The organism is Rhizobium sp. NFACC06-2 (assembly GCF_900101425.1).
In the GTDB taxonomy this organism is placed as follows: Bacteria; Pseudomonadota; Alphaproteobacteria; order Rhizobiales; family Rhizobiaceae; genus Agrobacterium; species Agrobacterium leguminum.
In genome coordinates this window covers 122,664-142,168 of sequence record NZ_FMVA01000001.1, presented here as the reverse complement: position 1 = coordinate 142,168, position 19,505 = coordinate 122,664, and the positions used below count along the sequence as shown (strand labels likewise).

20 protein-coding genes and 1 riboswitch are annotated in these 19,505 nt (G+C 61.2%); of the genes, 8 read left to right on the top strand and 12 right to left on the bottom strand.

The genetic code is table 11. The features are described from left to right. Positions 1-87: 87 nt before the first annotated feature. From ribB to F3H58_RS00765, 4 genes are all read right to left on the bottom strand, one after another. A complete protein-coding gene (ribB, locus tag F3H58_RS00780) occupies positions 88-729 on the bottom strand; it encodes a 3,4-dihydroxy-2-butanone-4-phosphate synthase (RefSeq protein ID WP_149740906.1) in 642 nt (213 codons plus the stop codon). Positions 730-849: 120 nt separating this feature from the next. Beyond that, positions 850-1,000, bottom strand: a riboswitch (FMN riboswitch). 159 nt (positions 1,001-1,159) lie between these two features. After that, on the bottom strand, positions 1,160-1,867 hold the full coding sequence (locus F3H58_RS00775) for a TIGR02281 family clan AA aspartic protease (protein WP_149740905.1): 708 nt from the start codon (positions 1,865-1,867) through the stop codon (positions 1,160-1,162). After that, the gene (locus tag F3H58_RS00770; RefSeq protein WP_149740904.1) at positions 1,864-2,055 is read right to left on the bottom strand and encodes a DUF1289 domain-containing protein; all 192 of its coding nucleotides are present in this window, start codon (positions 2,053-2,055) and stop codon (positions 1,864-1,866) included. The genes F3H58_RS00775 and F3H58_RS00770 overlap by 4 nt, the downstream gene beginning before the upstream one ends. A gap of 19 nt (positions 2,056-2,074) precedes the next feature. Continuing rightward, complete coding sequence (locus tag F3H58_RS00765; RefSeq protein WP_149740903.1) at positions 2,075-2,860, bottom strand: adenosylcobinamide-GDP ribazoletransferase; 786 nt, start codon at positions 2,858-2,860, stop codon at positions 2,075-2,077. Positions 2,861-3,012: 152 nt separating this feature from the next. On the opposite strand from F3H58_RS00765, the gene cobT reads away from it, so the two are divergent. Together cobT and F3H58_RS00755 are read left to right on the top strand one after the other, a co-directional pair. Then, complete coding sequence (gene cobT / locus F3H58_RS00760) at positions 3,013-4,047, top strand: nicotinate-nucleotide--dimethylbenzimidazole phosphoribosyltransferase (protein ID WP_149740902.1); 1,035 nt, start codon at positions 3,013-3,015, stop codon at positions 4,045-4,047. Positions 4,048-4,055: 8 nt separating this feature from the next. Further along, positions 4,056-4,460 (top strand): diacylglycerol kinase, encoded by a 405-nt coding sequence (locus F3H58_RS00755; protein ID WP_149740901.1) that lies wholly within the window; start codon positions 4,056-4,058, stop codon positions 4,458-4,460. Between the two features lie 62 nt (positions 4,461-4,522). On the opposite strand, the gene pdhS2 is transcribed toward F3H58_RS00755, so the two are convergent. After that, on the bottom strand, positions 4,523-6,058 hold the full coding sequence (gene pdhS2 / locus F3H58_RS00750) for a two-component system sensor histidine kinase PdhS2 (RefSeq protein ID WP_149740900.1): 1,536 nt from the start codon (positions 6,056-6,058) through the stop codon (positions 4,523-4,525). A gap of 108 nt (positions 6,059-6,166) precedes the next feature. Here pdhS2 and F3H58_RS00745 point away from each other — a divergent pair, with 108 nt between their 5' ends. The 4 genes from F3H58_RS00745 (at position 6,167) to F3H58_RS00730 (ending at position 9,207) form a co-directional block, all read left to right on the top strand. After that, the gene (locus tag F3H58_RS00745) at positions 6,167-6,760 is read left to right on the top strand and encodes a thermonuclease family protein (protein WP_149740899.1); all 594 of its coding nucleotides are present in this window, start codon (positions 6,167-6,169) and stop codon (positions 6,758-6,760) included. Then, positions 6,753-7,400, top strand: a complete 648-nt coding sequence (locus F3H58_RS00740; protein WP_188128726.1) for a uracil-DNA glycosylase family protein — start codon at positions 6,753-6,755, stop codon at positions 7,398-7,400. Before F3H58_RS00745 ends, F3H58_RS00740 begins: the two co-directional genes overlap by 8 nt. A gap of 67 nt (positions 7,401-7,467) precedes the next feature. Continuing rightward, entirely contained in the window at positions 7,468-7,956 is a 489-nt protein-coding gene (locus F3H58_RS00735) for an Lrp/AsnC family transcriptional regulator (protein WP_003507846.1), read from the top strand. A gap of 285 nt (positions 7,957-8,241) precedes the next feature. Beyond that, on the top strand, positions 8,242-9,207 hold the full coding sequence (locus tag F3H58_RS00730; RefSeq protein ID WP_149740898.1) for an aliphatic sulfonate ABC transporter substrate-binding protein: 966 nt from the start codon (positions 8,242-8,244) through the stop codon (positions 9,205-9,207). A gap of 147 nt (positions 9,208-9,354) precedes the next feature. Here F3H58_RS00730 and F3H58_RS00725 read toward each other — a convergent pair whose 3' ends face one another. The 5 genes from F3H58_RS00725 to F3H58_RS00705 all read right to left on the bottom strand — a co-directional run bounded on the left by F3H58_RS00725 (position 9,355) and on the right by F3H58_RS00705 (position 13,215). Continuing rightward, positions 9,355-10,179 (bottom strand): class I SAM-dependent methyltransferase, encoded by an 825-nt coding sequence (locus tag F3H58_RS00725; protein WP_065655920.1) that lies wholly within the window; start codon positions 10,177-10,179, stop codon positions 9,355-9,357. Between the two features lie 84 nt (positions 10,180-10,263). Next, entirely contained in the window at positions 10,264-10,530 is a 267-nt protein-coding gene (locus F3H58_RS00720; protein ID WP_003522173.1) for an usg protein, read from the bottom strand. A gap of 168 nt (positions 10,531-10,698) precedes the next feature. Then, on the bottom strand, positions 10,699-11,529 hold the full coding sequence (locus tag F3H58_RS00715; protein ID WP_065655921.1) for an ABC transporter permease: 831 nt from the start codon (positions 11,527-11,529) through the stop codon (positions 10,699-10,701). Continuing rightward, positions 11,526-12,329, bottom strand: coding sequence for an ABC transporter permease (locus tag F3H58_RS00710; protein ID WP_059760406.1), 804 nt, complete (start codon positions 12,327-12,329; stop codon positions 11,526-11,528). Before F3H58_RS00710 ends, F3H58_RS00715 begins: the two co-directional genes overlap by 4 nt. Before the next feature lie 112 nt (positions 12,330-12,441). Then, positions 12,442-13,215, bottom strand: a complete 774-nt coding sequence (locus F3H58_RS00705) for an ABC transporter substrate-binding protein (RefSeq protein WP_149740897.1) — start codon at positions 13,213-13,215, stop codon at positions 12,442-12,444. Positions 13,216-13,544: 329 nt separating this feature from the next. Between F3H58_RS00705 and F3H58_RS00695 the strand changes: the two genes are divergently transcribed. Continuing rightward, positions 13,545-15,779 (top strand): OmpA family protein, encoded by a 2,235-nt coding sequence (locus tag F3H58_RS00695; protein WP_149740896.1) that lies wholly within the window; start codon positions 13,545-13,547, stop codon positions 15,777-15,779. A gap of 286 nt (positions 15,780-16,065) precedes the next feature. On the opposite strand, the gene F3H58_RS00690 is transcribed toward F3H58_RS00695, so the two are convergent. Further along, positions 16,066-16,989, bottom strand: coding sequence for a pseudouridine-5'-phosphate glycosidase (locus F3H58_RS00690; RefSeq protein ID WP_065655925.1), 924 nt, complete (start codon positions 16,987-16,989; stop codon positions 16,066-16,068). A gap of 29 nt (positions 16,990-17,018) precedes the next feature. Next, positions 17,019-17,960, bottom strand: a complete 942-nt coding sequence (locus F3H58_RS00685) for a carbohydrate kinase family protein (RefSeq protein WP_149740895.1) — start codon at positions 17,958-17,960, stop codon at positions 17,019-17,021. Between the two features lie 246 nt (positions 17,961-18,206). Between F3H58_RS00685 and recA the strand changes: the two genes are divergently transcribed. After that, positions 18,207-19,292, top strand: coding sequence for a recombinase RecA (gene recA / locus F3H58_RS00680; RefSeq protein WP_065655927.1), 1,086 nt, complete (start codon positions 18,207-18,209; stop codon positions 19,290-19,292). The last annotated feature ends 213 nt before the right edge of the window (positions 19,293-19,505 follow it).

The window sequence follows — 19,505 nt, the reverse complement described above, 5'->3', positions numbered from 1 at the left end:
GGCATGACGGAAGAGGACCAGACGGCTTCACAAGCATCATGCCCGGCTTGCGCCGGGCGTTTTTGTATTCACACCACGAGCAGCAGCTCACGCAACCTGCTTCTGCACCACGTCCTCGACAACCTCGCCCTTGAGGTAAGCAACGAGATCCTTGATCGTCACGACCAGCAGGCCGTGACGTTCGGCGAAGACTTCGAGCTGGGGCAGGCGGGCCATGGTGCCGTCGTCATTGGCGACTTCGCAGATGGTGCCGCAGGGATATTTGCCGGCGAGGCGGCAGAGGTCCACAGCTGCTTCGGTGTGGCCGGTGCGGCCGAGAACGCCCTGCGGGTTGGCGCGCAGCGGGAAGATGTGGCCGGGGCGGGCGAAATCTTTCGGGCGCGATTCTTCCGATACCAGCGCACGCACGGTCTTTGCGCGGTCGGCCGCGGAAATGCCGGTGGTGGTGCCCGGAATATAGTCCACCGAGACGGTGAAGGCCGTCTTGAGGGATTCGGTATTGCGCGACACCATCAGTGGAATATCGAGCGCATCGAGACGCTCGCCCGGCATAGCGACGCAGATCAGCCCGCGTGCATGGTTCATCATGAAAGCGATCTGCTGTGGGGTGATGCTGTCGGAGGCGGCGATGATATCGCCTTCATTTTCGCGGTCTTCGTCGTCAACCACAATCACCATCTCACCACGGGAAATGGCTTCGATGGCGTCTTCAATTTTAGCAATGGTCATTTTCTTTCAAGCCTTTCAAGGGTTATGCCGTTTTGCGGCATTTTCGCGCTTCGAGAAGCGCCAAATATCCCTTGGGCGAACAATGCAATGCGAAGCCCGCTCACGCGCGCGCGTCCTATGCCTTGTCCTCTTCCATCCGGACTATACCGTCGGCTCCGGCCTCTCACCGGATCTGCTGACCTTCCGGCTTTGGAGACCGGAAGCGCTCGCGGGCTCCGGGAAAAATCCCGATACCGCCGGTGGGGAATTGCACCCCGCCCTGAGAACGAAACCAACATAAATTATCAAATGGGAAGGAATCAAGGGGCAATGGCCTGCGGTTGCGCTTGTGCGCGAAAAGAATGTCCCGATTGCGGTCGCAACGGGGTATTTCCTTTCCGGGGCCGACAGCTCGTAAGAACCCGGAAAGTGAATCGCAACAGGCTGAGGTTTACCGGTCACGTAACCGCAATTCATCGGTCTGCATCTGCAGCGAACCGAGCGTCGACAGGAAGCTCATGCCGAGCAGGCTCTGGCCCAATTGGCCATCCTGCGCGACGAGGGCGGGGATATTGCGTCGCATGATCGGGCCAATACTGATTTCTGACAGGGTGACGGGGGCTGCCGCCGTGCGGCCATTCGCGGTCATCACCGGCACGGTATAGCGGAGATTTGCGGTGTCGATGCCGATTGCGGCCGCATCCGCATTGGCGAGCACCACGGAACTTGCACCGGTATCGACGAGCATGTGGATCGTCTTGCCTTCGACGCCGACATTTGCCTCGAAATGGCCGCTCATCGATTTATGCAGGACGATTTCCTGTTCGCCGCCAGCTGTCGCCACCACCACGGCGCGGCCGGGCATCAGGCCGCCGAGCAACCGGTTGCCGAAGGATCGCAGGTCGTAGCGATAGAGATAGAGCGAGACGAGGCCGAGAATGATGACGAGCCAGACGGCGAGCTGGCGGATGACGGTGCTGAAACTGCCGCGTCTTCCCGCCAGAATGCCGGCCGATAATAGACCGGCAATGGGCAGAAGATAAAGCACGTGGGCGAATTGATCATTGTCGATGCCGAGCGTTCGGCCGCCGTCGTGATTGATGAGAAGCAGGCCAAGGCCGACGGCCAGCAGGAGGAGAACGATGGTCAGCCTGTTCATGCGGTATGCGTCTCCTTGGCGGTCTCGGGCAGGTTTGCCAGTCTTTGCGGCAGCGACCGCATGATTTCGCGGCGCTTCTCGTCGCTATAGCCTGCCCAGCCGCCGATTTCATCCAGCGTCCGCCCACAGCCGATGCAGAGGCTCATGGTTTCATCGAGGCGGCAGATATGGATGCAGGGTGTTTCCATGATGATTTATATCAGGCCGTCACGCCGCAAGGGCAAGGGCGATGAGGGTAACGATCTCCGTGATCTGCTGGCAGGCGCCGATCGTGTCGCCGGTATGGCCGCCGATCGTCCTGTCGCAGAGCCTGCCGAAAAGCACCGCTGCCAGAAAGGCTGCCGCCAGCACGAGGGCAATCGACAGGAGCGGCAGGGCGTGCAGCGTGAAGAGTGTGAAAAGCAGCAACCCGATCACCAGCGCGATGTTGCGCTCGCTTGTGCCCGGCTGACCGGCGCCGGCGGCGATGCCGGAGGTTTTGGCGGCAGGCAGGGACTGCCAGTGCCACACCATCAGGGCGCGGCTGAGGACAAGCGCGGCGATCAGGGCGGCGGCGGCGGTCTTTGCCGGCAGCGTCTCAATGAGCGAGGCGAGCGCGGTGGCGCGAAGCGCAAAGGAAAGGATCATGGCAATCGTGCCATAGCTGCCGATGCGGCTGTCCTTCATGATCTCGAGCATGCGGGCCTTCTCCTTGCCGCTGCCGAAACCGTCGGCCATGTCGGCGAGGCCGTCTTCGTGCAGCGCGCCCGTGATGAGCGCCGTCATGCCGATGACGAGCCAGCCTGTGAGCTGCGGAGAGGCGTCGAAGGCTGCGAAAACCACAACAAGGAAAGCGGCGGGCAGGGCGATCAGCAGGCCGGCGGCGGGAAAGGCGCGGGCGGTGCGGCGCATCGACACGCCCTCGGCATCATCGAAAAACCGCGAGGGAACGGGCAGGCGGCTCAGAAAGGCGAGGGAATGCATGACATCTGTTATAAAATCCCCGGCCTTCATGCTCTCTCCGTTGCAGTCGCTGCATTTCCGGTTGTTCCGCGGCGCGTCCGCGATTATGAGAGGCGCAACAAAGACCGATTTGCCGGAAAAAACAAGTTCCGGACGCATGAGCCGGTGCGACAGCCAACCCGACGACGAGAAAGACAGATATCATGAGCATGAGCGGATTGCCCTTCGACGATTTCCGCGCGCTGCTGCGCGAGCTTCCCGGCCCGGAGACGCACGCGCTTGTGGCGGCCAAGGAGCGCAATGTGCAGCTGACCAAGCCTGCCGGTTCGCTCGGACGTCTCGAAGAAATCGCCATGTGGCTGGCTGCCTGGTCCGGCCGTTCTCCGGCCGTCACCCGCCCGCTGGTGGCGATCTTCGCCGGCAATCATGGCGTTACCCGGCACGGCGTTACGCCCTATCCGACATCCGTGACCCAGCAGATGGTGGAAAATTTCGCGGCAGGCGGTGCGGCGATCAACCAGATCTGCGTTGCAAACGATCTTGGCCTGAAGATTTTCGATCTGGCGCTCGATTACCCGACCGGCGACATAACCTGCGAGCCGGCGCTTTCCGAGCGCGACTGCGCCGCCACCATGGCCTTCGGCATGGAAGCGATTGCCGGTGGCACCGATCTTCTCTGTGTCGGCGAAATGGGCATCGGCAACACCACCATTGCGGCGGCGATCAATCTCGCGCTTTATGGCGGCACGGCGGAAGAATGGACCGGTCCGGGCACCGGCTCGGAAGGCGAAGTCATGGCCCGCAAGATCGCGGCGGTGAAGGCAGCGGTGGAGTTCCACAAGGATCATCTGTCCGATCCGCTGGAGATCATGCGCCGTCTCGGCGGACGCGAGATCGCAGCGATTGCCGGCGCCATCCTTGCTGCGCGCGTGCAGCGCATTCCCGTGCTGATCGACGGTTATGTGGCGACGGCCGCTGCCGCTCTCCTTAAGGCTGCCAATCCTTCGGCGCTCGACCATTGCCTGATCGGCCATGTCTCGGGTGAGCCCGGGCATCTGGCCGCCATCGAAAAGCTCGGCAAGACGCCGCTTCTGGCGCTTGGCATGCGGCTCGGCGAAGGCACGGGGGCAGCGCTTGCCGCCGGCATCGTCAAGGCCGCCGCCGCCTGCCATTCCGGCATGGCGACATTCGAAGCGGCGGGTGTGGACACCCGCATCAGCTCCCGCACCGACCATTGAGGCCGAAGATGGACGTGACGCCGCAAAAGAAGCAACCGGAACCTGCCTTTCGCAAGGAAAAAGGCTGGCGGCATCTTTTTGCCGCCGCGCGGTATTCCGTGCAGGGGCTTGGCCGGCTGTGGCAGGAAGCGGCGTTCCGGCATGAGGTTCTCGCCTTCGGCGTCGGGCTTGCCCTGCTTCTGGTCGTCGGCGCACCCTTTGCCCATCTTCTCGTCTTTACGGTGCTGATGCTGCTTCTGTTTTCGGTGGAAGCGGTGAATACCGCCATCGAAGAGTTGGTGGATCGCATTTCGCCGGAAATCTCCTCGGTCGGGCGGCACGCCAAGGACCTCGGCTCTTTCGCCGTCTTCTGCCTGTTGATGGCGAACGGATTTTTCGTGCTGTATTCGCTGGTAACGACGCTGTTCTTCTGAAGTTCTAAGCCTCAAGGCATTTCAGGACGGAAAACCCGGGGGCCACTTTTCCTGGAAATGCCTCAAGCGAAGGACCGCCGGCGCGGCTGGATGGCGTGGGTTTCTTCCACGGCCGGCAGGCTTTGCAGCACGCGTTTGGCCGGCAGGATGGCGATGCCTTCGGTGCCCTCGCGCAGTTTCGATTTCAGGATGAACTGGCCGTCATGCTTGGCGAGAATGGCCTGAACGATGGGCAGGCCAAGGCCGGTTCCCTGTTCGGCGCTCTTGATCGCGATCGATCCCTGACCGAAGGCGGACAGCACCACGGGAATTTCATCTTCGGGAATGCCGGGGCCGTTATCCCTGATCGAGACATATTGGCCGCCGCCCGCCGTCCAGCCGGCTTTCACGAGGATTTCACCGCCCTGCGGCGTGAATTTCACGGCGTTGGACAGCAGGTTGAGGATGACCTGACGGATGGATTTCTCATCGGCCCAGACCTGCGGCAGGCTGTTTTCGAACTGCTGGGAAATTTTGATGTTCTTGGCGCGGGCGCGAAGCTGGATCATGCCGATGCAATCCTCGGCGATTTCCAGCATCGAGATCGCTTCTTCGTTGAGGTCATAGCGGCCTGCCTCGATGCGCGACAGGTCGAGGATTTCGTTGATGAGGTCGAGCAGATGCTGGCCGGAGCGATGGATATCGCCGGAATATTCCTTGTAGAGCGGATTGTTGAGCGGGCCGAGCACTTCCGAGGACATGACCTCGGAGAAACCGAGAATGGCGTTGAGCGGCGTTCTGAGCTCGTGCGACATGGAGGCGAGAAAGCGCGATTTGGCCAGATTGGCTTCTTCCGCGCGCCGCCGCGCCTCGTCCGAAACCGAGTTTGCGACTTCGAGTTCTGCGATCAGGTCGTCCTTTTCCGTTTGCGAGGAGAGGAGCTTGATGCTGGTCTGGTAAAGCCGGCTGGTAATGCGATGACAGAAGAGGATCGCCATGCCGAACATCAGCGCCAAGCCGACATCGAAGGGATTGCGTGAAATGGCCGAGGTTATGCTGAGAGCCGCGAGCACCGGCAAAAAGGTCATGAAGGTCGCCCGCCGCAGCATGAAATTGGCCATGGCGGTGAGCGAAAGCGCGATCAGCAGCGTCGAGCCCTTGAAGAAAAGCACGAGCGTCGGGTCGTTGCGCACCGGTTCGGCCAGCGCAAACATCGCCCAGGCGCAGCCGATGAGGATCTGCATGCCGAGGAAAAGACTTTTCCAGTGCTGAAGATTGTCGGCGGTGATTTCCTGTTTTGCCGCCCGCTTGGCCAAGAGCAGAGAAAAGGCGTGGAAGCTCAGTGCAATCAGCGACCAGATGATCAGGCTGATGTCGCGGGTGATATAAAGGCCGATGATGGAGGCGAGCAGGATGAAAAGCGGCATGATCATCGCGCCCTGCAGGGTTTCGGCGATGTGCATGGTCAGCATTTCGCGTTCATAGGCGTCGCTTGCGCCGGCCCCCTGCTGCAGGCGTTCACGCGTCGTCTTCACCGTGTCGAAGACCGCCTTGTTGCGGTGCTTTTTCGACCGGTCGACGATGATCTTGTCGGTGGACGTGCTGACGCTTTTACTCATTGTTACAACGCAGGGTGACATGAACCCTTGCAGACTACGCGCAAAATCTTAAGAAGATGCTGCCGTGAAAGGATTTGTTTGCCATTTCTGACAAGGGTTTGTTGTTACATGAGACGAAATGGAGGCAGGGGCAGGCGGTTTTCGGCGTTTCGCGATGGCGGGCTTTTTCTCGCCACGGTTTTTCTCGGCATTCTGATCGCGGCCAAGCTCGACCAGATCAACAGCGAAACGCATAGCGGCCGCTTCTTCGTGATCGATGGCGATACGCTGTCGAAGGGTGAGGAACGTTTCCGGCTGCTTGGCATCGACGCGCCGGAGCTTGCGCAGACATGCCTGCGCGGCAGCGAAAGCTGGCCGTGCGGCGAAGAAGCGCGCCGTGTCCTGCAAAGGCTGGCCGGTGCTGAGGATTTTTCCTGTTCCGGCAGTTCGAGAGACCGTTACGGGCGGCTGCTTGTTTATTGTTCCGCCGGCGGCAGGGATATCTCGTCGGAAATGGTGTCGGCGGGTTTTGCCGTCGCATCCGGTTATTTCCAGTTCTCCAGCGAGCAGGCGGCGGCGCGCAGGCAGGCACGCGGCATCTGGGTGGGAGAATTCGAGAAACCGTCGCAATGGCGGCGGGAACACCGTGCCGCGGATCTGGAAACGCCGGCGGCGGGTTTCCTCACCATTGTCCGTCATCTTCTGGGGTGGGATCATGGTTGAACCAGTGCCGGTGCGTGATGACGGGCTTGACGTATTGCGCGGCGAAATCGCCCGCTGTCGTCTCTGTCGCGACAAGCCGCTCAGGGGAATGGCCGATCGCCTGCCGCACGAACCCCGGCCGGTGGTCGTCATGTCGACCAAGGCGCGCATCCTGATTGCCGGGCAGGCGCCGGGGCTTCGCGTGCATGAAACAGGGCTGCCGTTCAACGATGCCTCGGGCGACAGGCTGCGGGAATGGCTGAACGTCGACCGGCAGACATTCTACGATCCGGATCGTTTCGCCATCGTGCCCATGGGCTTCTGTTTCCCCGGTTATGACGATAAGGGCAGCGACCTGCCGCCCCGGCGCGAATGCGCACCGCAATGGCGTGAGCGGGTAATAATGGCGATGCCGCAGGTGGAGCTGATCCTCGCCATCGGCCAATATGCACAGGCTTTTCATCTGGGTGAAAGGCGGCGCAAGACCATGACGGCAACGGTGCAGGACTGGCGCGGCTTTCTCCATGCCAATTCCGGCCCCGGCATTTTTCCTCTGCCGCATCCTAGCTGGCGCAATACCGGCTGGCTGAAAAAGAACCCATGGTTCACCGAGGAACTGCTGCCGGTTCTGCGACAACATGTGGAAATGCGGCTTTATTGAAACAATTTTCTGTTTTTCTGCAAAAATTAGTGTATTGAAAGGAAATTAATTCAGGAGGATAGACGCATTGGATCGCCTAGACCGTAAGATTTTGCGCATTCTGCAAGAGGATTCCACGCTGGCCGTTGCCGATCTGGCGAAAAAGGTCGGCCTTTCCACGACGCCCTGTTGGCGGCGTATCCAGAAGATGGAGGAAGACGGCGTTATTCGCCGGCGCGTGGCGCTGCTCGATCCGGTCAAGGTCAACACCAAGGTCACGGTTTTCGTCTCCATCCGCACCGCCTCCCATTCCATCGAATGGCTGAAGCGTTTCTCCGAAGTGGTTTCCGAGTTTCCGGAAGTCGTCGAATTTTACCGTATGAGCGGTGACGTCGATTACCTGCTGCGCGTCGTCGTGCCCGATATCGCGGCCTATGACGCCTTCTACAAGCGCATGATCGCCAAGATCGAAATTCGCGACGTGTCCTCCGCCTTCGCGATGGAGCAGATCAAATATACGACCGAGCTGCCGCTCGATTACATGCTGCTGGACAATCCGAAATCCGGCGAGGAGTAATCCGCCGCCGGTCAGTTTTTCGACCAATGCCCTTTCCGGTTGTCGGGGAGGGCATTTTCATTTGCGGGTCGTTTTTCCCGTCGAGCTGACCCGCCAAGGCTGATCCAGCCGGAAGGTCCATCCCGGTAGCCCCCGCCGGGGCACGACAATTCTATTCCGCCCATCGTGGCAAATTCGCACATTCAATTCTCCCGGAGCTGTCTGCGCGCAAACTGCGATTTTGATAAAATCGCTCGAATATCTACGCTTTTACTGTCGAAGGATGGAATAGCGAGGGATATCCATATGCTTACACGACGCGGAACATTGGGACTGATTGCAGGTGCGACCGGGGCGGTGTTTCTGCCGCATATCCGGCGGGCGAGTGCCGCAACCACGACGTTGCGGATTGGCTGGCAGAAGAATGGCGTGATAGCGCTCGCGAAAAGCCAGGGCGCGCTCGAGGCGTTGCTGAAGGATCGCGGCATCGAGGTCAAATGGTCGGAATTCTCCTCCGGGCCGCCGCTTCTCGAAGCGCTGGGTGCCGGCGCGCTGGATATCGGCCCAACCGGCGATGTGCCGCCGCTTTTCGCGCAGGCCGCGGGCGGCAATCTGCGTTATGTGGGCACTTACAAAGCGGCGGCCGGTGGATCGGCCATCCTTGTGCAGAAGGATTCGCCGCTGAAGACGCTGGAAGACCTGAAAGGCAGGAAGGTCGCCTTCAAGCGGGGCTCCAGCGCGCATAATGTCACCGTCAAGGCGTTGCGAAAGGCAGGGTTGACGTTGAACGACATTACGCCGGTCGATCTTGCCCCGCCGGATGCGGCCGCCGCCTTCCGCAGCGGCAGCATCGATGCCTGGTCGATCTGGGATCCTTATTTTGCCGTGGCGGAAAAAGAGCCTACGACACGAGTTCTTTCGACCGCCGAAGGCATCGTCGATCCGTGGAGTTATTTCCTCGCCAATGGCGATTTCGTGGAGGCCAATCCCGATCTCGTGCCGTTGATCCTCAAGGAGCTGGCGAATGTGGGTGCGAAAGCGCAGACCAATATCGATGCAACGGCAAAGTCGCTGGCGTCGATCACCGGCGTTCCCGAGGATGTCACCAGGGTTTCGCTGACGCGGCCGGGCGCCGATCTCGGGCGGGTTTCACTGGTTCCGGATGAGGCCATCGCCTATCAGCAGGCGCTTGCGGATGAGTTCTACGATCTGAAGATCGTGCCGAAGAAACTCAACGTGGCGGATATCGTCTGGCGACCGAAGGCGAGCTGAGCGGGTCGGAAAAGGTGAGTCTCTTCAACCCGCTGGCGGGTGTTGTTGAGAGGTTGATTCAGCAATGTTCCTTAGACGTAGGGCGAGCATGTCCCGCTTGTTTCTTCTCCCCGGCGGGGAGAAGAAATCTGCCGCAATGTTAGGGCATCAGCCCTTTAGCTTGGCGATCACCAGATGGCCGGGTGTCGGATTGCCGTCCTGCATGCGCACGTTGATGTCGGTCACCTCGAGAACCTCGAAACCGGTCGCGGCCAGTCTTTCGCGGACATAGGTTTCCGCATGGGCGAAACGCTGGTGCGGGCCGACCATATAGGGGCGTCCGGCCAGGGTTTCTTCGGGCAGTGTTTCCGACGAGAAGATCAGCAAGCCGCCGGCATTGAGGTTTTCGGCGGCGCCGAAAAACAGCGGCTCCAGCGCGCCGAGATAGGGCAGCACATCGGTGGCGGTGATGATGTCGAAAGGCTCGTCGTCGTTATCCTCGAGAAAATCCTCGGCTTCGGCGACGTAGAGCGTCTCGTAGAGGTCCTTCTCATGGGCGATTTCGACCATGTTTTCGGAAATATCGATGCCGGTGATATCGTCGGCCATGTCGCGCAGCGCTTCGCCGGTGAGGCCGGTGCCGCAGCCGAGATCGAGCAGGCGCTTGAAGGGGCCGAGGTTCAGCGTCTGCAGCCGCTGGCGCACCATCATCGGCACGGCGTAACCGAGCTGTTCGACAAGAATATCCTCGAAAGCTTCGGCATGCTGGTCGAACAGGGTTTCGACATAGGCGTCGGGCGCCTTCGGCGGGGTTTCGCCCCGGCCCATGGCGGCGATGCGAACGGCCGCTCCGCCGTGATCGTCCGGATCGATGGCCAGAACCTCTTCATAGGCCTTCACCGCCGCGTCCACATCGCCGGCTTTTTCAAGCGCGAGCGCGCGGTTATAGGCCTCGGCAAGCGCCTCTTCGTCGATTTTCTGGTTCTTGGTCATCGTGCCTTATCCGTCAGCATCTTCAGTTGAGGTTTGCTGTAAGCCGCATCGGGGACGGGCGCAATGCTTATGTGGCGCGATGGCTCAGTGGATGATGAACTCCCCCTTGAGCGCGCGCCATTCCTGCGCCGAGATTACCTGCCGGTGCACGTAGCGGACGGAATGCAGCGGTCCGTCGAGCTTTTCCTTCCAGAATTTGAGGAAGCCATGCATCTCAGGGAAGTCCGGGGCAAGATCATAGTCCTGCCAGACATAGGTCTGGAGAACCAGCGGATGATCCGGCAGGCGATAAAATATCTGGGCGGTGGTGAGGCCGTAGCCTCTCAGCATCATTTCCATGTCCTTGTTCATGACGGCGGTTCCCGTTTCCATGATTGCCGATCACAGCGTTACCGCTGTATCGAATATGGGAACACGTCATGGTTAATCCAAGCTTGCCAAAGACATGGGTTGTCACAAAATATTTATATTTTTCAAAATGTTGGCAGTCTTCATTGATGAGTGCTGCCAACGTTGCGACTAGCGCTTGAGATGCCGCGTCAGGCGGGCTTCCAGCCATGCCCAGACATGCCGCAGCGTCTCGACGATCGTCAGGTAGAAGATCGCGGCCCAGAGATAGGCCTGATAATCGAAGGTACGGGAAAAGGCGTAACGGGTCTGGCCCATCAGGTCGAAGACGGTGACGATGGAGACCACCGCTGAGCCCTTGATCATCAGGATGATTTCGTTGCCATAGGGACGCAGCGCCACGATCAGCGCCTGCGGCAGGATGATCTTGCGGAAAGTGACGAGTTTCGACAGGCCGAGCGAGGCGGCGCCCTCATGCTGGCCACGCGGCACGCTGCGGATCGCGCCGCGCAGGATTTCGGCCTGATAGGCGGCGGTGTTGAGGGTGAGCGACAACAGGCCGCAATACCAGGCCTCGCGGAAGAACCACCACAGGCCGACAGTTTCCAGTCCCTGGCGGAAACTGCCGAGGCCATAATAGATCAGGAAAAGCTGCGCCAAAAGCGGCGTGCTGCGAAAGACGTAAACATAGGCATAGGCCAGCGCGCCAATGATGCGGTTTTCCGACATGCGGCCGAAGGCGATCGGCACGGAAAGAATGGCGCCGAGAATGATCGAACTGCCGACGAGGGTGATGGTGGTGATGAGACCGTCGATATAGCGCGGCCCGTAACGCTGGAATTTGTCCCAGTCCCAGCCCTCGATCATGGCGAAGATCAGCCCTGCGGCGAGCAGCAGCCAGAGCGTGATGACGGCGATGCCGACGATGCGCGAAATATTGAGCGGCTTTTCCGCGACGGCCGGGGCGGGGCGGGGTGGAATGAGTTCCTGAATATGGCTCATCGGCTCACCTCCGACTTGCGCGACCAGCGATCGATGAAGCCGATGCCGATGGACGAAAGCAGCGCGAGGATGAGGTAGAGCAGGCAGGCGATGCTGTAGAAGAAGAAGGCTTCCTTGCTGACGCGGGCGGCGATGCCGGTCTGGCGAACGATATCGGCAAGGCCGATGATCGAGACGTAGGACGTGTCTTTCAGCAGGATGACCCAGAGATTGGTCATGCCGGGAAGGGCGATCCTGACCAGTTGCGGAATGATGATGAGCACCATGGTGCGGCCCCGCGAAAGCCCCAGTGCCGCACCCGCCTCATATTGCCCTTTCGGTATGGCCTTGAAGGCGGAGAGCAGCACTTCGGACGCATAGGACGAAAACACCACGGACAGCGCCACCATGCCCGCCACGAAGGCGTTGATCTCGACCGGACCGGTGATGCCGACATAACCCGCCACCGATTGCAGCAGCATCTGGATGCCGTAATAGACGATGAAGAGCGTCAGCAGTTCCGGCAGGCCGCGGAAGATGGTGGTGTAGATACCGGTGGCCAGCCGCAGCGATTTTTCTTCCGATTGCGCGGCGAGCGCGATGAGGAAACCGATCAGCAGCCCGACGGGCAGGGTGGCGAGCGCCAGCGAGATGGTGACCTTGACGCCGAAGGCGATTTCATCGCCCCAGCCCGCATCGCCGCAGGCGACCAGGGTGCCGTTTCCGAAAAGCGAGAAGAGACCGACCGGCCCGCAAAAGGGATCGAGAAGTGTCGAGACATAGGTCCAGAACGCACCTATGGCGGAAAATGCTCCGCTCATGCCAATTTTCCCCTGCGGTCTTAAGCCGCCGTGATTGTTATCGTGACGTTTTCAAACAAAAATGGCGGAAGGGCAAGCCTTCCGCCACGAGATTTCAACAGATCGGACGGGCTTACTCGCCGTAAACGTCGAAATCGAAGTATTTTTTGTTGATCTCCTGATACTTGCCGCTGGCGCGGATACCGGCGATGGCGGCCGTAAACTTGTCAGCCAGCGCCGTGTCGCCCTTGCGCACAGCAATGCCTGCGCCATTGCCGTTGATCTCGGGATCGACCTTGAGCGGCGTCAGGATCTTGCAGCAGGCGCCCGCATCCGTCTTCAGCCATTCCGACAGCACGACGATATCGTCGATGACGGCGTCGATACGGCCATTGGCGATGTCGAGCTTATATTCGTCGGCGGTCGGATACATCTTCACGTCGGCATCGGGGAAATGCTTTTCGGCATAATTGGAGTGGGTGGTGGAACCCTGCGCGCCGAGCGACTTGCCCTTCAGATCGTCGACGGACTTGATCGGCGAATCCTTCGGCACGGCGATGGCCGGCGGGGTGTTGTAATATTTCTTGGAGAAGTCGACCTTCTCCAGACGCTCCGGCGTGATCGACATGGACGCGATGATTGCGTCGAACTTCTTGGCCTGAAGGGCGGGGATGATGCCGTCCCAGTCATTGGTGACGAAGGTGCATTCGGCCTTCATTTGTTCGCACAGCGCCTTGGCGATGTCGATGTCGAAGCCGGTCAGCGTGCCGTCGGCTTCGAGATTGTTGAAGGGCGGATAGGCGCCTTCGGTGCCGATGACGATCTTGTCCTGCGCGAGGGCAGCACCTGAAAACAGCGAGATGGCGGCAATCGATACGGCTGCGAGCAGACGGGTGGAAATAGGCATTTCGATCCTCTCTTTTGGTCGTTCATCCGCGGTCTGTTGTTGTTTTCAGTGCGGACGCCATGGGCGCAGGGCGCAGCGGATGATACCGCCTGTAGCGCGGATGCGATTATTCATCCGGTTGGTCAAAAAATGCAACTGCAATATTAGTGACCGCGATTGTGCCGCAGAGCTTCCACGAAAACGCCTTGATCTGTTCATTTCCGGTACAGAAGGCTTTGTCCATCATGGGAACCGAAGTGTGTGCGAGGCGTTGACCAGCGCCTGCACGCGCAGCCGGAATCAAGATGTCGCAAGACTGGCGACCAATAATGGCAGATGAGGAAACACCGATGCTGAAGAAGAACACATTGCTGACGGGGGTGGTTTTCCCCCTCATGTCGCTGGCGATTGCGGTGGAGCCGGCCGCGGCCGGTTTTGCCGGTGCTGCGCGGGCGCAGACGCCCGTGTCGCAGGCGCTTCCCGGCGATGCTGCGACCGGTCAGGTGATTCTGGCACAGGCGCAGCCGGAAGAACCGAACCCGGAAGAGGAACTGCGCAAGCGTCGCAAGCAGGCCGAAGAGGAGCAGCCGCAGGCCGAGCCGCAACGAAAGGAGCGTGCGCCGGAGCCGCAGCGCGAACCGGAGCCCAAGCGCGAAGCCGCGCCTGCCGAACCGCGCCCTGAGCCCCAACGGGAGCCGCAGCCCGAACCCCAGCGGGAACCGCAGCAGCGTGAGGCCCGCCCGGAGCCCGCGCCGGCCGAGCAGCCGCAGGAGCGTCCCCGCAAGCCCGAACGCGCGCAGGAGCCGCAGCGCGAGGCCGCACCCGAAGCCGCACCTGCCGAAGAGCAGCCGAAGGAACGTCCGCGCAAGCCGGAACGGGCCGAGCAGCCCGCAGGTGAGGGCGAGCAGCGTCCCGAGCGTCCCCGCAAGGAGCGCGCGAAGGAACCGGCTGCCGAACAGCAGCCCGCAGCACGCCCTGAAAATGCCGGCGAGCCGGCCAAGCCCCGCGAACCGGCACCCGCCAAAAAGCCGCCGGTAGAGGAAAAGGCCCCGGAACAGAAAGCCGAGCCGGCCGAAAAAGCCGTTCCGGAGAAAAAACCGGCCGCCCCCGAGCCTGCCGCGAAGGAAGCACCGGTTCCGACCGAAGCGCCGACGCCCGCGCGTCCGCCGGCACCTGAAGCCCAGCCCAACCCCGCACCGGGCCGTCAGCCTTCGGAACAGCCGCCGGTAGAGGGTCAGGGCAGGACCGAACCCGCAGCCCCGCTGCCAGGCGCGCCGACGCCGCCGCCGAGCGGCACGACAACCGGACAGGCGCCGGCCGGTGAACCCGTTCCCAATCAGGTTGCTGTTCCGCAGACGGAAGCGCCGCCGATGACGAAGGAAGAGCTGGACAAGGCCAAGGCAATCGCCAAGGACCCGTCCAAGACCGCCGATACCGTCATTCTGCCGGTCGACAAGGGCGCCGCCGTTCTCGACAGTGACAAGGAAGTGGAACGTTCCGGCAACCGCCAGACCCGCGAGGAGCGCCGTCGCGAACGCGAGCAGGCCGGTGACGTGAAGGTTCCGACCTCCGACGCCGAGGCGCAGCGCGCCGGCGCCGCCGAAGGCAAGGCCCCGCCGCCGCCCGTCAAGATGGAAGCCATCACCTCGCAGCAGGGCGAGCGTGTCGACCGTCGCCCGCAATATGAGCGGCCGGAAGGCGTGCGCGAATGGCAGCCGCGCGAAGGCCGTCCGCGTGACCGTGACCGCGATGCGCCGATCATCCTGCAATTCGGCGACCGCGTCGTGGTGCGCGGCGACGACAACCAGCGCTTCATCCGCGATGGCGGCGAGCCCTATTACGAGCGTCTGCCCGGCGGCCGTGTCCGCGAAACCGTGGAGCGCCGTGACGGAACGCAGGTGGTGACGATCCGCAATCGTTATGGCGACGTGATCCAGCGCTCGCGCATCGACGATCGCGGCCGCGAATATGTGCTGTTCTATGCACCGGAGCTGATGGAAGATCCCGACCGCGACTACGTCTATCGCGATCCGGGCCTCGACCTGCCGCCGATGCGCCTGCGCATTCCCGTGACGGACTACATCATCGACACCTCGAGCGATCCGGACCGCGATTATTATCGCTTCCTGGAACAGCCGCCGGTCGAGCCGGTGGAGCGTGTCTATTCGCTGGATGAAGTGCGTTATTCGGCCCGTATCCGCGACAAGGTGCGCCGTATCGACCTCGATACTATCACCTTCGCCACCGGTAGCGCCGAAATCCCGATGACGCAGGCCCGTTCGCTGCGCAAGGTGGCGGATGCGATCAACAAGGCGCTGGACAAGAACCCGGGTGAAACCTTCCTGATCGAGGGCCATACCGACGCCGTCGGTTCGGATGAAAGCAACCTCGTTCTTTCCGACGAGCGCGCCGCTTCCGTCGCCAATGTCTTGACCGATGTTTACGGCATTCCGCCGGAAAACCTCGCGACGCAAGGTTATGGTGAGCGTTACCTGAAGGTCCAGACGCTCGGCCCGGAACAGCAGAACCGCCGCGTCACCATCCGCCGCGTGACGCCGCTGGTGAAGCCGGTCGCCCAGAACTGATCGGGTTCGACAGGAAAAACAAAGGCCCGGAAGCGCAAGCTCTCCGGGCCTTTTTGTTGCTTACGATGTCCCCAGCGCCGAGGCGTTTGGCAAAGCTTGATCATCCGCAATCCGTCACCCCGGACTAGATCCGGGGTCCAGCGTGATCAAGTCCTTGATCACGAAAGACTCTTTCACGGGGCAGACGCGCCGTGGCTGGATGCCGGATATAGTCCGGCATGACGGAGGAGAGGTTTTCGAACCCTGCCGTCACCCGCAAACTTGAGGATGGTCCCAACCCCGGCGGTTAGTTCAGCGCCACCGCGATTTCCGCCGCAAGCTGCGCATTGTTGCGCACCAGCGCGATATTGGTTTCCAGGCTGCGTCCATCCGTCAGGCGGAAGATGTCGCCGAGCAGGTAGGGGGTGACTTCCTTGCCGGTGATGTCGTCGCGCTCGGCGTGGGAGATGGCGCGGTTGATGTAGATTTCCATCTCCTCGCGCGGAATTTCATCCTCTTCCGGCACGGGATTGGCCACCAGCATGCCGCCATCGATACCCAGCTGTTCGCGGGTTGTCTGGAAATTGGCGATTGCCGCCGGGCTGTTGAGCGAGAGCGGGCTCGGCAGGCCGGAGGAGCGCGACCAGAAAGCCGGGAATTCTTCCGAGCCGAAAGTGACGACCGGCACGCCGTTGGTTTCGAGAACCTCGAGCGTCTTCGGAATATCGAGAATGGCCTTGGCGCCGGCGCAGACGACGATCACGCCGGTCTTCGCAAGCTCGGTCAGATCGGCGGAGATGTCGAAGGTCTCTTCCGCGCCCTTGTGCACGCCGCCGATGCCGCCGGTGGCGAAAACGCGGATGCCGGCGCGGGCGGCAGCGATCATGGTGGCGGCCACCGTGGTGGCGCCGGTGCGGCGTTCGGCGATAGCAAAGGCGATATCGGCGCGCGAGACCTTCATGGCGTCAGTGGTCTGGGCCAGCGCCTCGAGCTGGTCCTTCTCAAGGCCGATATGCAGGGTGCCGTGAATGACCGCGATGGTGGCCGGAACCGCACCCTGATCGCGGATGATCTGTTCGACGCTTTCCGCCATCTCGATATTGCCGGGGTAAGGCATGCCGTGGGTGATGATGGTCGATTCAAGCGCCACGATCGGCGCACCGCGCTGCTTGGCGGCGGCGACTTCCTGAGAATAGACGATGGGCAGGAGCGGGGAGATAGGGCGGGTCATTTCATCTGTTCCAGTTTTTAAAAGCGGGTTCATGCCAGCATTTCAGCATGGGGAACAAGCCCCAACATGGCTTCGACACTGTCTTTTGATAGTTCGTGGGAGGTGGCGAAGGGCGATTGCACGGTGATGGCCGCTGCCGCCGCGCCTTGCCTCAACGCTTCCGCAATCGTCTTTCCCTCGGCGATGGCGGCGAGATAACCCGACGCCATGGCGTCGCCCGCGCCGGTCACGTCCTTCACCTCGCGGATGAGGGGCGGATGAAGGATCGCCGTCTCCGTCCTGCTGAAGGCCACCACCTCGCCTGCGCCGCGGGTGACGACGCCGCCGGAAAGCCCGGCCTTGCGCAGGATGTCGGGCCAGTCGCGGACATTGGCCGCCGTATCGCCGGTCAGCGCGCGGGCTTCCGCCTCGTTCATGAAGAGAATGTCGATATCGCCGAGCGCCGCTTTCAGCTTCACCGCCTTGGCGGGGGATATGGCGATGGCCGCCAGCGGCTTTTCGCAGGCGCGGGCGACGAGGCCGAGCGCCGTAAGCGTATCTTCCGGCAGATTGGCGTCGCAGAGCAGGATGTCGCTCGCCGTGATCGCCTCGCGCACGGCGCGTATCTTGAGGCGGCGCGGGGTGAAGAGCTTATAAAGGTCCATATCGGCAAGCGCGATGACCAGATTGCCGTCGCGCTCCAGAATGGCGGTGTAGCTCGGCGTGCGGCGGTCGAGGAAGGTGAAGGGCGTGTCTTCCACGCCCGCCTGCCTCGCGGCCTCCGCCACCGCCTCACCGGTCGCGTCGCCGCCGCGCGGGGCGATGATGCGGACCTGAAAACCGAGGCGGGAAAGATTGCGCGCGGCATTGAAACCGCCGCCGCCGGCCTCTTCCATCCAGGAGCCTGGGTTGCTGGCGCCGGGCGCCGTTTCAGTCTCGATCATGCCGCGCCTGTCGATGTGCGCGCCGCCCAGAACGAGTATTTTCTTCACGCTTGCGTTTCCCTCTTTGGCGGATGGAAAGACCGGACGATTCGGCCTAAACTGACGTCTTCCTGATCTCGCCTCCGGTTGACGGCAAGGGGCCGCGCACAGAAAAACGAAAGCAGAACAAACGACTTATCACTATTTGTTTTCAATATGCTGGCTTAGCCTTGTGAAACGAGAACAAATAGAGTACATACCGTTCCCATACTGCTACATTGCCTGTGCGGCTTCAATAACCTAAAGGTGGTTCGGATGGCACAAAATTCTTTGCGTCTCGTAGAGGATAAATCGGTGGATAAAAGCAAGGCACTGGAAGCGGCGCTCTCCCAGATCGAACGGTCGTTCGGCAAGGGATCGATCATGAAGCTCGGTTCCAATGAAAACGTGGTTGAAGTGGAGACCGTTTCGACGGGTTCGCTCAGCCTGGATATCGCGCTCGGCATCGGCGGTCTGCCGAAGGGGCGCATCATTGAAATTTATGGCCCGGAAAGCTCCGGTAAGACGACGCTGGCATTGCAGACCATTGCCGAAGCCCAGAAGAAGGGCGGCATCTGCGCCTTCGTGGACGCCGAACATGCGCTCGATCCGGTCTATGCCCGCAAGCTCGGTGTGGATTTGCAGGGCCTTTTGATCTCGCAGCCCGACACGGGCGAACAGGCGCTGGAAATTACCGATACGCTGGTGCGTTCCGGCGCGGTTGATGTGCTGGTCGTCGACTCCGTTGCGGCGCTGACGCCGCGGGCGGAAATCGAAGGCGAAATGGGCGACAGCCTGCCGGGTCTTCAGGCGCGTTTGATGAGCCAGGCGCTGCGCAAGCTGACCGCGTCGATCTCCAAGTCCAAGTGCATGGTGATCTTCATCAACCAGATCCGCATGAAGATCGGTGTCATGTTCGGTTCGCCGGAAACGACGACGGGCGGTAACGCTCTGAAGTTCTATGCGTCCGTTCGTCTCGACATTCGCCGCATCGGCTCCGTCAAGGAGCGCGAAGAGGTTGTCGGCAACCAGACGCGTGTGAAGGTCGTCAAGAACAAGATGGCGCCGCCCTTCAAGCAGGTGGAATTCGACATCATGTATGGCGAAGGCGTTTCCAAGACCGGCGAGCTTGTCGATCTCGGCGTGAAGGCTGGCATCGTCGAAAAGTCCGGTGCATGGTTCTCCTATAACAGCCAGCGTCTGGGGCAGGGGCGTGAAAACGCCAAGATGTTCCTGCGGGACAATCCAGAAACGGCCAATGAGATCGAACTGGCGCTGCGCCAGAATGCCGGCCTGATCGCCGACCGTTTCCTGCAGAATGGCGGCCCGGAAGCCGGTGACAGCGACGGTGACGACGGCTGATTTGGGTAAAGCTGCGGGGTGTTTTCCGCCCAGCTGCTGCGCTCGAGATAAATTGGCATAACAAAAAGGCCGTGCGATTTGCCTCGCATGGCCCTTTTTGTTTGTCGGCGCGCCTTCGCGGGCCTCCATGGCTGGACAGGGCCGGGTGCGGACGATAAAAGCCAGTGATTTTGCAATATAGCCATCCTTCGGGGTGGAAGTGATGGACTCCAG